The following is an 11,080-nucleotide window of genomic DNA, read 5'->3' as shown; positions in this document are numbered from 1 at the left end:
ACGGAACCACCTCCAAAGGAACCCAGCGCTGGCGCTGCATCACCTGCAATGCCAGCACCGTTTTCAAGCGCGAAGACACCACCGCCCGCAACCAACTCACCGGCTTCGTCACTTGGCTGATGAGCAAACATTCCCAAGCCGAATTCGGCGGCGGAACCGGCCGCACCTTCCGGCATCAGACCGCTTGGTGCTGGAACGTGCACCCCTACCTGCATCACACCGGCGAGGTCTTCGACGAGATCCAAGTCGACGGCATCTATCTGCGCCAAGGCTGGTGCCTGCTGATCGCCATCGCTCACGGACGTGTCATCGGATGGCAGTGGTGCGACCGCGAAAAAGCCGAGGCCTGGACCGTGTTGCTGCAGCATTTCCCCGAACCGAAAGTCGTGGTGACCGACGGCGGATCAGGCCTGATGAAAGCGCTCAAAGAGTTCTGGCCGAACGTGAAAATTCAACGCTGCTTGGTGCATATCCAGCGCAACGTGCGCACCTACCTGACCCTGAATCCGCGTTTGCCTGCAGGGAAGTCGTTACGTCGACTGAGCCTGAAACTCACGAAAATCCGGACGCAGGAAGCCGCAGCAGAATGGATTGCCGCCTTCGCCTCGTGGCATGCCGAAAACCACGAGCTGATCAATGAACGCACCTACGCTGCTGACTGGTCCGGTGCCTGGCCGCGGGGCCTGCGACGCAACCGCAAGTGGTGGTACACCCACGATCGGCTACGCAGCGCCTACGAGTCCATGAACAACGCCCTGCGACGCGGGCACCTGTTCACCTACCTGGATACAGATCTGAACGGCTTGGGGATCAACGCGACGACGAACATGATTGAAGGTGCGGTGAACTCCGGCATCCGGGCCATGATTTTCTATCACCGAGGGATGCCCATTGAGCATCGCCGGCGGGCGTGCGAGTGGTTCTGCTGGACGCATGCGGATGAAGGGAACCGCCCGGCCTTGCGGACACTGTTGCGCCCGGAGCATTACACTCCCGAAGCGAAGAAGAGGGCGCAGCACATGGTTGATGAAGCACCAATCGGCCCGGAGCTTTATGGCACTGGCGCCAGCACTGAGGATGGGCAATTCATTCGCAGTGGGTGGATGAGGAATATCTACTAGAGCCGGGTTTTAAGGTTGTCTGGCCCGGGAACACGCCCGGGTCAGACACACTTTATTGCCTATAGCCCTTCTTTTCATCGTTCTGATGCCCAGAGTTCAACTGGTTAAACGAACATAGGCCATCGGATGTCTTTCTCATCCGATGGCCTATGAAAAGCTTTGAAGCTTAGCCAGCTAGGGTGTAGTAGCCGTACAGCGGGTTGCGCGAAACCGAGTGGATCATGGTGTCCACGGTTGGGTTCTGCGCGCCGATCATCTGGCCGCCGCCCAGGTAGATGCCGACGTGGCCGCCACCGTTCTGGAATACCAAGTCGCCTGGCTTAGGGTTGCTGGTGCGGACGAACTGGCCGGATCCGAGGATGGCCGAGGTGCCGCGAGCAATGTTGATGCCGTGCTGCGCGTAGACGTACTTGACGAAGCCGGAGCAATCCCAGCCGCTTGGACCGTTGCCACCCCATACGTATGGAACGCCCACGTACTTGGCAGCGGTGCCTGCGATGCCGGAAAGGTTGGAGGTCTGAACAGGAGTTTCAGCCTTTGGCTGAGCCTTCTGCTGCGGAGCCGATTCCTGTCCACCCGAACGGCTCTGACGAGTCATCGGGGCCATCGAATCAGAGTTACCCGAGTTGCTGCTGCGGGTAGTTGGGGTGATGTCATTCGAAACTGCAATGACAACAGGCTCTGGCTTCTCTTCAGCGGTGAAGCTGGCACGCTCGATTGCGACATCAGCCTTCTTGTCAGCAGCTACCTTTACTGCCTTGACTGCAACACGCTCTGGATTGATGGTGTCAACAGGCGATGCAGAAACGTCACGTGGTGCAGTTGCCTGGCCAGGCACGCCCAGAGTGACGATCAAGCCGGATGCTGCAGCGACAACGGCGGCCTGGCGGCCTACCGAGCCAGCGTTGGATGCTACGGCCTGTGAAATCGCCTGTAGCGAGTTGGTGCGTGGAACGTCGGCGCGGCGACGTCCGCGTGCATGACTCTTGGTCAAAATATTGCCTCTCCTTGATACCTACGAGGTAAGCTGTCGGGTTCGAAGTGGAGTTACCTCGGTGGATTCGAAGTTGCCTTCTCTATCCACTTCACCCCTAGGGTTGTTAGCCAAAACTAACGACCCGATATTGGTTCCCCCGCCACTGCCGTACGAGTTGTGTATAACTACTCATTGCGTGTTGGCAGTGCTCGGTTCTCACGCAATGATGCCCAGGGATCCCCATGGCACGCATATAAGACTATAGGAAGTTTTTTGAAATGTCACGTTTTGATTACGGAATGGTGACGAACGTCGTTATAACCAACCTGCTGGGTCTTTGAACTGACCGTCAACGATCACTTCGAAGTGCACGTGAGGACCGGTTGAGTTGCCAGTGCTGCCGGCCAACGCAACAACGTCACCGCGCTTAACTTTCTGGCCAACCTTCACAACCAGCTGGCTGTTGTGGCTGTAACCGGTCTCCAGGCCGTTGCCGTGGTCAAGGGTGATGCGGTTGCCGGAGTGCCCAGCCCAACCCGAGACAGTCACAACACCGTCAGCTGCCGCGTAGACCTTGGTACCGCTTGGCACACCGTAGTCGGTGCCGCTGTGGATCATGAAACCTGGACCGGTTGGATTCTTGCGGTGCCCGAACGTGGAGGTGATGCGCTTCGTGGTGACCGGTGCGCCGAGCAATCCCGAGGTGTCCTTGATGGCCGTGACGCTACCGCCCGAAGCGGTCATGATCTCGGCGAACTTCTCTTCCTTGGCAACTTCGGTGTTCAGCTCGGAGGTCAAAGCTGCGCGCTCCACGGACAGTTCCGCATTTCCGGTTGGTGCAGTTACATCTACAACTGCGGAAGTGGCGGTGCGCTGAGCTGCGACCTCAACGGCCTTGTTCTCTTCCGCGCTGCCGGAGAGCTGTGGAGTTACAGCGGCAAGCGCCAAACCCGAAACGGCGGCTACGGCTGCCACCTTGTGGGCGAATCCACGGTGGGCGGATTTCTGAACCTTGGACTTGAGGCTCGAAATGAACTCGACATTGCCTGCGGCTTCAATCGGGGCAGGCTTGCTGGCAGGGGCTTGAACAACTCCTGGCAATGCAACGACGTTGCTCGCGGTAGCCTTGCCGGCCAGCAGGGTCTGGTTAGGAGCAACACCGTAGCGCTGCATGGAGTCGAATCGTCGACCAACGAAATCTTCATGTACCGGCTTGACCGGTGCAATCATCGGGACGGTGGCAGCAGCACGTGCTGCTCGGCGCCCGCCGTTACGCTCAGCAGTCGAAGCGGTGACTTCTGCAATCACATCTACTTCGACGCCGGCAGCGCGGCGACGTCCCGCAGTCTTGGTTTCTACCAAAACATTCCTCTCACTGTTGCGCCTACGAAGTTAGCTGTCGGGTTCGGCTATTGAGAATCAGCCGGCCTGCTTGTCGCAGAACTTCACCCCAAGGCGTTTGCACGCCGGAAAGTGGGTCCCCCGTTATTGCCCTCAAGATTTGGTGACCGTTTCTGGCGCAGGGCAACACTAGGCGGTCGCACCAAAAATGGATAGAGCTAACTAGATCGCTAGCTCCAAGGCTTAACGCTACCTGTCAACGCCGAAAGTTACAATTTCGTTATCTTTTCTGAGACTTTACAAATACGTGTGCGCTGACCTCGACCGGCAGCTCCAGAGCGCCTTCGATGCCGTCCACGCGCACTACAACGTAGTCGTCGGCGCGCTCCAAGGTGACAATCGCACCTGGGCGGATTCCACCTTCGTTCAGTTGTCCGAGCAGGATTGGGTCCGTTTGGATCGGTTCGGCCAGGCGCTCAATTGCCACTGGGCCGATGTTTCCGGACAGCAGGGCATCATCCAAGTTCTCTACTTCATGTGAGATTTCGCCCACATTGGGGCCACCGAGGACTTCCAGGCCCGGAATTGGGTTGCCGTAGGGCGACACTGTTGGCTTGCCCAGAAGATCAAAGAGCCGACGCTCGACGCGTTCGCTCATCACGTGTTCCCAGCGGCACGCTTCATCGTGCACGTACTCCCAGTCCAACCCGATGATGTCCGACAACAGGCGCTCCGCCAAGCGGTGCTTGCGCATCACGCCCGTAGCCAGCTCGTGACCTTTTTCGGTCAAAGCAAGGTGGCGATCGGTCGATACGATAACCAGGCCGTCTCGTTCCATGCGAGCAACCGTCTGCGACACGGTTGGGCCCGAGTGGCCAAGACGCTCTGCAATTCGGGCGCGCAGTGCCACGATTTCCTCTTCTTGAAGCTCAAGAATGGTACGCAGATACATCTCGGTTGTATCGATAAGATCAGACACGGCAGTCGCTCCTGGAAGTCACAACAATTAAGTTCGCTCGAAATTTACGTGGCGTCGATATCCCACTCTACTTGGTCGGAGCTGCAGAAAGCCCTGTAACCCGCCAAGCCCTCGGCGTAACCGACCGACGCGCTTTTCTCACGACACCCCGCTATTTGCGAAGATATCTATTGAAACGCCAAGGCTATCTGTCAATATTCCAAACCATGGGTAATGGTGGCCGTTATGGCACTTCAATCTATCGCTACAAGAGGAGCGCGATGAGCACGGATATCAACATTCCAGAAAACCTTCTGCCCGCCGATGGTCGATTCGGTGCAGGACCTTCCAAGGTTCGCGCAGAACAGATCCAGGCCATCGTCGATGCCGGCGCCGAACTGCTGGGCACCTCCCACCGCCAGGCTCCGGTCAAGAACCTCGTAGCTTCGGTTCAGGACGGCCTGAAGGAAATGTTCAGCGCGCCAGAGGGCTACGAAGTTCTTCTCGGCGTGGGTGGATCCACCGCGTTCTGGGATGCCGCTGCATTCAGCCTGGTCCGTTCCAAGGCGCAGCACCTGTCCTTCGGCGAATTCGGCTCGAAGTTCGCCAAAGCCACCGACAAGGCTCCATTCCTGGAACGTTCCTCCATCATTGTCGGCGAGCCGGGCACCGTGCCTGAACCCGTTGCCGAAGCCGGCGTAGACCTCTACGCGTGGCCGCACAATGAGACCTCAACCGGTGCCGCGGCGCCGATTAAGCGCGTTGCTGGCGCCAACGACGATGCACTGGTAGTCATTGACGCCACCAGCGCCGCCGGAGGCCTGGACGTGGATCTGTCCGAGACCGACGTGTACTACTTCGCTCCGCAGAAGAACTTCGCTTCCGACGGCGGCCTGTGGCTGGCTTTCGTTTCTCCCGCCGCGATTGCCCGCATCGAGGAAATCGCAGCAACCGACCGCTGGATCCCCGACTTCTTGAACCTGGCGACCGCGCTGGATAACTCCTTGAAGAACCAGACCTATAACACGCCATCGCTGACCACTCTTGTGGGCCTGGATGCGCAGATCAAGTGGATCAATGCCAACGGCGGCCTGAAGTGGGCTGCAGCGCGCACGGCACAGTCCGCTGGGATGATCCGGGCTTGGGCCGATGCTTCCGAAATCGCTTCCCCTTATGTGGCCGACCCAGCGCACCGCTCGAACGTCATCTCCACCATTGACTTCGATGACTCGGTCGATGCCTCGGCAATTGCCAAGGCACTGCGCGCTAACGGCGTTGTCGACGTGGAACCATACCGCAAGCTGGGCCGCAACCAGCTGCGAATCGCCACCTTCGTTGCGATCGAGCCAAGCGACGTCGAAGCACTGCTCAAGTGCATCGACTACGTGATCGAGCAGCTCTAAGAACCCTCGATTAAAGCCAAAGACCTTCGCACAACGATTCATCATCGTTGTGCGAAGGTCTTTGCCGCTATTGCCTAGTTTTCCTTGCGCGTGCGATTACGCTGCGCTGCCCGTCGACGGGCTGCGGTGCGCTGCGCCGTGCGACGGCGGCGTACCTGGCGGCGTGCCGGCGACTTATGCTGCTGCACAGCGTCATCGTCATTTTCGGCGCCGTCCGCTTCGGCTTCGGTCTGCGGATCCTGGGCCTCGGCGCCTGGATCCGATGGATCCGGCTCCTTCGCTGGCTCCGTGGCTTCAGGACCGTCGGCTTCCCCTTCGGTCCCGGCCAAGTCCTCTGCGGCTTCGGCGGCCTTGGCCGCTTCAATCTCTTCCTTTGCCAGGCGGTCGGCCCATGGCACCCATGCCGGAGCGAGCAATGACTGCTCCCCTGCAATAATGCCTACTTCGCAAACCGTCAGGTCCTTGGATTTTGCCCGTGAGACCCGCGCAAGCGTGGCGAACCAGGTCCATCCTTGATATCCCGACTTATGGGAGACAAAACGATGGGTGACAAGTCGCTCACCTTCCGCCGTGACGCCTAGGTGTTCGCCGACTTCTGACGCACCGGCAATTTCTGCGAGCGCGCCGCGAGCAGTATCCACTGCCTCGGCGAGGATGGTGTCCAACTTGGGTTTACGGGCCATTATTTATGCGTCCAGATCGTCGGCTACCGCACGAAGTACGGTAGCAACCTTCTTGCCATATGCCTGTTCAGGATAACGCCCATTGCGCAAGCTATTGGAAACGTTGTCGAGCAGCTTAATAAGATCTTCGATCAGCACTGCCTCGTCCTCGGGCTTCTTGCGCTTGGCACGTGCGACCGATGGGGCGGCTTCGAGCAAGCGCAGGCTCAGTGCCTGTGGACCGCGGCGGCCTTCGGCAACGCCGAATTCCAGGCGGGTTCCGGGGCGCAGGTCATGCACGCCTTCGGGCAATGCCGCGGCATTGACATAGATCTCTTTGCCATCTTCGGCGGTGATGAAGCCGAAGCCCTTGGCCTTTTCGTACCACTTAACCTTGCCGCTAGGCATGATCATTTACCTCGTTCGTTCTTGTAGCTAAGCTGCATGGCCGAGGCCTGCTCAGCGCCATGCATATTCATATGTGCGATCCAGCGGAGCCACTGCCGGAATTCTTCTCTGCTTCTTGCCGGGTGCTCAATCTGCTGGATCGCTTCAAGTCCTTTATCTAAGATTATGTCATCTCTCGCGCGGTGAATTCATCTTTGCCCGGCAATCTTCGCATTCCGCCTGTCGCCCATGGCTCCGGGGCTAAACTTGGTAGCGTGAGCGATTCATCCAAAACCATGACTGCACTTTCCCGATTGGCGATCATCATCGCCATCCTTTCCGCCTTGGCGCTGGTCGGAACCCTCGTCTTCTACTTCCAGGAGATCGCCATCCCGCCGCTGCTGATGCTCTTTGCGCGCTTGGGCTTGCCAACGGCATTCATCCTGGCCGCCATCGTGGTCTTCGGAAACGTCGCCAGGCGCCGAAAAAGCTAGCCACTCGCTTCAGCATTCACTCAGCGGACTCCCAGACTTCTTCGGCACACTGTAATTCATGAGTCCAAAAACTGCTGAGGCAAAACTTCTCGTTGTCGATGACGAGCCGAATATCCGCGAACTGCTCTCCACTTCCCTGCGCTTTGCAGGCTTCGAAGTTGTCGCTGCTGCCAACGGACGCGAAGCCCTCGCAGCCGTTGAAGCCGAAGAGCCGGACCTGGCCGTCCTGGACGTCATGCTTCCGGACATGGACGGTTTCACCATTACCCGGAAATTGCGCGCCGCTGGCCGCCACTTCCCGGTGCTGTTCCTGACCGCGCGCGACGACACCAGCGACAAGGTCACCGGCTTGACCGTCGGCGGCGACGACTATGTCACCAAGCCATTCAGCCTGGATGAAGTCGTCGCCCGCATCCGTGCCGTCCTGCGTCGTACCGCCAATGGCGAGGACGAGAACGCGACCATCATCGTGGCCGACCTTGAGCTGGATGACGACGCCCACGAGGTGCGCCGTGCCGGGGAGATCATTGACCTGTCCCCCACCGAGTTCAAGCTGCTGCGCTACCTGATGATGAACCCGAACCGCGTACTGTCCAAGTCGCAGATCTTGGACCATGTCTGGGAATACGACTTCAACGGCGATGCCTCGATCGTGGAATCCTACATTTCCTACCTGCGTCGCAAGGTGGACCGCCCGGAATGGCCTGCACTGATCCAGACCAAGCGCGGCGTGGGCTACCTGATGCGCACCCCAGACCGCCGCTAACGGCACACGTAACGGTCCGCGCCAATAATTGAAGGCCTTGTAAAGTCAGCATATGAAGTCATTTCGAGCCCAGTGGCGTCGCACCTCGTTGCGGACCAAACTGGTCGCGGTCATGTTTGGACTGATGATCGTCGCGATCTTCGCTACCGCTATCGGTTCGGCGCATACGCTGAGGATCGCGATGACCAGTCAGATCGACAAGCAGCTGAACGTGTCCAAGTCGACGATGGCCTACGGGCTGAACAAGGCCTACCTCTACTCCTTGAACGAGGACAACGGCAGCCATGACGCCTTGGATGTCGATGCCACGCTGCTCGGGCTCAGCAGCGCCTACGCTGACATTCGCGACCAGGACGGCGAGATCGTCTACGTGATGCCGCGTTCGCGGGTCGGCCCTTCCAACGGCACGGACCTGCCGCTGCTTAATATGGAGCAGATCCAGCAGCTGGCAGCCCACCCGAACTCCCCTGCCACGGTCCCCGGTGCCTTCCCCACTTCCGCTGGTTGGCGTACGGTGATGATCCCGTTGAAGAGCAGCGAGCTGAACCTGTTCTTGTCCATGCCGCTGGATAATGTGAACCGTACCGTCAACCAAACTGCGGTGCTGGTGCTCTCCACCGGCACGCTTGCGGCCCTGCTGATGTCGATGATCGCCTACGGGCTCACTGGGCGTTCGCTCAAGCCGCTGATCAATGTGGAGCGCACTGCGTCGATGATCGCCGATGGCGATCTGTCCCAGCGCGTGAAGGACTATCCCGCGGAGACCGAAGTGGGCAGGCTCTCGCGCTCGCTCAACGCCATGCTGGCCCAAATTGAAAAGGCGTTCAACGACCGCGAGGCTTCCGAGCAGAAGATGCGCCGCTTTATCCAGGACGCCTCGCATGAGCTGCGTACCCCGTTGGTCACCATCCAGGGCTATTCGGAGTTCTACCGCTACGGCGGGCTGGCGGATCCGGAGGCCATGGACTCGGCGATGGGCCGCATCGAAAGCGAATCCAAGCGCATGGCCCGCCTGGTTGAGGACCTCTTGATGCTCGCCCGCCTGGACGAGCAGCGCCCCATGGAAAAGCAGCCAGTGGATTTGCTGGTCCTGGGCCAGGACGCGGTGGAAGACACCAAGGTCCGTGCACCGGACCGTACCGTCAAACTTGTGGGGCTCGTGTCCGAACGCCCCAGCCCAGCGAGCACCGTCGGTGATGATGCCCGCATCCGGCAGATCATCGCCAACCTGCTCACCAACGCGCTGCGCTATACCCCGGAAGGTTCCCCCTTGGAAATTGCTGTCGGCGTGCGCTCATTGGTAGCTGGAACGCTGGACGCGGTCGTTGAAATCCGCGACCACGGCCCGGGCATCCCGGCCGAGGATTCCAAGCGCATTTTTGAACGCTTCTACCGCTCCGATAGCTCGCGCCAACGCGAGACCGGCGGTTCCGGCCTGGGCTTGGCCATTGTTGCGGCCATCGTCCAGCAGCACGGAGGTTCGGTGGCGTTGGCAGATACCCCTGGCGGCGGCGCCACGATGTCCATCTCCATGCCCTACGTGCCGCTGCGCGAACCGAAAGCACCGGAAGTCGACGATACGGAAGACTAGCGCCATTGGCTTTCTCCACACCCCGTGCCGGTTTTGACCGGCACGGGGTGTGGTGTTTCTAAGGTGAGTGCATCAGTGATCAAACCGCTCATTCCAGAAAGGACGATTCCAGTGAGTACGTTCTCCACCAACACCGGCGAGATGCAGGTTAAATCCCAGGCCGTCATGAACACCATTGACCGGCTACGCAATGAGGTCTCGACCATGCAGATGAACCTGGACCAGTTGCAAAGCACCTGGCAGGGTTCCGCCGCGGCCTCCTTCCAGTCGATCGTGGCCGAGTGGCGCTCAACCCATGTGCAGATCGAAGAGGCGCTGAGCAGCATTGCCACGGCCCTGAACCATGCCTCCATGCAGTACGAAGAGGTCGAGCAGGTCAACACCTCGCTGTTCCGTTACTGAAAAGCGCAGGCGCGACGGCCGGTTGATCAGTAGGCTTAGCCTTATGAGCATTCTGATCGACCCGCCGCGCTGGCCTGCCCACGGCACGCTCTTTGCCCACTTGGTGTCGGATACTTCATTGGCTGAACTCCATGAGTTCGCCGGGCAGCAAGAAATCTCCCGCCGAGCTTTCGACCGGGATCACTACGATGTGCCTCGCGAACGCTACGATCGGCTCGTGGCAGCTGGCGCCCTTGAAGTCTCCGGATCCGAGCTGGTCCGCGCACTGGTCAAGTCCGGGATTCGGATACCAGCCAAATACCGTCCGGAGAAGCTGGGAACCGTCCTCACCCGGCGTTGGTCCCGCACCTTGCCCACCGAGCCTCAGCTCGGAACCGAGCTGTTGGGCTATTGGTCCGAGAGCCATCGCCACTACCACGACCGGGTGCATCTGCTCTCGGTGCTCGAAGCCATCGACTGGCTGGCTGAAGGCCAGGCCGATCCCGAAGAGCTCATGCTGCTCCAACTCGCTGCGTGGTTCCACGACGCCGTCTACGCTGGAACCAGCGAGGATGAGTTCAAGTCGGCCACCTTGGCCCGTGAACGGCTGTGGGGAGTCCTCTCCCCTGGTGCCGTCTCGAAGGTCAGCGGGCTGGTCATGCTCACCGCCAAGCATGCCCCGGCAGAAACCGATCGCTTGGGCCATATCCTCTGCGATGCCGATCTGGAGGTCCTGGCCCGCCCCGCTCCGGCCTACCAGCGCTACGCCGAGGCGATCTACAAGGAGTACGGGCATCTTCCCCGCCATGTGCTTGCTTCCGGGCGCAGCAAGATCCTCAGCGGCCTGTTGGAGAAAGAACTGATCTACGGCACCCAAGCCGGATCCCGGCGCTGGGAGCAGCGCGCGCGGAACAATTTGGGCACCGAGCTGGAGCTGCTGCACAGCTGGCTATAGTGCAACGCTTGTCCTAAGTTAAACGGCCGATGGGCCCGGATCCCT

At 59.7% G+C, this 11,080-nt stretch carries 12 protein-coding genes and 2 riboswitches; of the genes, 7 read left to right on the top strand and 5 right to left on the bottom strand.

Features of this window, described 5'->3' with window-relative positions:
* Positions 1-1,121 (top strand): IS1249 family transposase (locus ACNPN0_RS08825; protein WP_448938882.1); only part of this gene is annotated, 1,121 nt, incomplete at its 5' end.
* A 166-nt stretch (positions 1,122-1,287) separates the two neighbouring features.
* On the opposite strand, the gene ACNPN0_RS08820 is transcribed toward ACNPN0_RS08825, so the two are convergent.
* From ACNPN0_RS08820 to ACNPN0_RS08810, 3 genes are all read right to left on the bottom strand, one after another.
* On the bottom strand, positions 1,288-2,115 hold the full coding sequence (locus ACNPN0_RS08820) for a C40 family peptidase (protein WP_105661598.1): 828 nt from the start codon (positions 2,113-2,115) through the stop codon (positions 1,288-1,290).
* A 3-nt stretch (positions 2,116-2,118) separates the two neighbouring features.
* Positions 2,119-2,289: riboswitch (cyclic di-AMP (ydaO/yuaA leader) on the bottom strand.
* 123 nt (positions 2,290-2,412) lie between these two features.
* Positions 2,413-3,459: a M23 family metallopeptidase gene (locus ACNPN0_RS08815; RefSeq protein WP_448938304.1), complete on the bottom strand. Its 1,047-nt coding sequence runs from the start codon at positions 3,457-3,459 to the stop codon at positions 2,413-2,415.
* A 4-nt stretch (positions 3,460-3,463) separates the two neighbouring features.
* A riboswitch (cyclic di-AMP (ydaO/yuaA leader) is annotated at positions 3,464-3,614 on the bottom strand.
* Positions 3,615-3,718: 104 nt separating this feature from the next.
* On the bottom strand, positions 3,719-4,417 hold the full coding sequence (locus ACNPN0_RS08810; RefSeq protein WP_105659129.1) for a metal-dependent transcriptional regulator: 699 nt from the start codon (positions 4,415-4,417) through the stop codon (positions 3,719-3,721).
* A gap of 260 nt (positions 4,418-4,677) precedes the next feature.
* On the opposite strand from ACNPN0_RS08810, the gene serC reads away from it, so the two are divergent.
* Positions 4,678-5,799 carry a phosphoserine transaminase gene (gene serC, locus ACNPN0_RS08805; RefSeq protein ID WP_448938305.1) on the top strand — a complete coding sequence of 374 codons (1,122 nt, stop codon included), beginning with the start codon at positions 4,678-4,680 and terminating at the stop codon, positions 5,797-5,799.
* 74 nt (positions 5,800-5,873) lie between these two features.
* On the opposite strand, the gene ACNPN0_RS08800 is transcribed toward serC, so the two are convergent.
* Together ACNPN0_RS08800 and ACNPN0_RS08795 are read right to left on the bottom strand one after the other, a co-directional pair.
* Complete coding sequence (locus ACNPN0_RS08800; protein ID WP_448938306.1) at positions 5,874-6,482, bottom strand: DUF3027 domain-containing protein; 609 nt, start codon at positions 6,480-6,482, stop codon at positions 5,874-5,876.
* Positions 6,483-6,485: 3 nt separating this feature from the next.
* A complete protein-coding gene (locus ACNPN0_RS08795; protein WP_038990235.1) occupies positions 6,486-6,869 on the bottom strand; it encodes a cold-shock protein in 384 nt (127 codons plus the stop codon).
* Positions 6,870-7,123: 254 nt separating this feature from the next.
* On the opposite strand from ACNPN0_RS08795, the gene ACNPN0_RS08790 reads away from it, so the two are divergent.
* From ACNPN0_RS08790 to ACNPN0_RS08770, 5 genes are all read left to right on the top strand, one after another.
* Entirely contained in the window at positions 7,124-7,342 is a 219-nt protein-coding gene (locus ACNPN0_RS08790) for a hypothetical protein (protein WP_105659126.1), read from the top strand.
* Between the two features lie 58 nt (positions 7,343-7,400).
* Positions 7,401-8,108 (top strand): response regulator transcription factor, encoded by a 708-nt coding sequence (locus ACNPN0_RS08785; RefSeq protein WP_105659125.1) that lies wholly within the window; start codon positions 7,401-7,403, stop codon positions 8,106-8,108.
* A 52-nt stretch (positions 8,109-8,160) separates the two neighbouring features.
* On the top strand, positions 8,161-9,699 hold the full coding sequence (locus ACNPN0_RS08780) for a sensor histidine kinase (RefSeq protein ID WP_332498331.1): 1,539 nt from the start codon (positions 8,161-8,163) through the stop codon (positions 9,697-9,699).
* Positions 9,700-9,810: 111 nt separating this feature from the next.
* Positions 9,811-10,101, top strand: coding sequence for a WXG100 family type VII secretion target (locus ACNPN0_RS08775; RefSeq protein WP_038990044.1), 291 nt, complete (start codon positions 9,811-9,813; stop codon positions 10,099-10,101).
* 43 nt (positions 10,102-10,144) lie between these two features.
* Entirely contained in the window at positions 10,145-11,035 is an 891-nt protein-coding gene (locus ACNPN0_RS08770; RefSeq protein ID WP_133833232.1) for a DUF4031 domain-containing protein, read from the top strand.
* Positions 11,036-11,080 lie beyond the last annotated feature (45 nt).

The sequence above is a fragment of the Glutamicibacter sp. AGC84 genome, from assembly GCF_053543575.1.
This window is presented reverse-complemented; position numbering and strand designations above follow the sequence as displayed.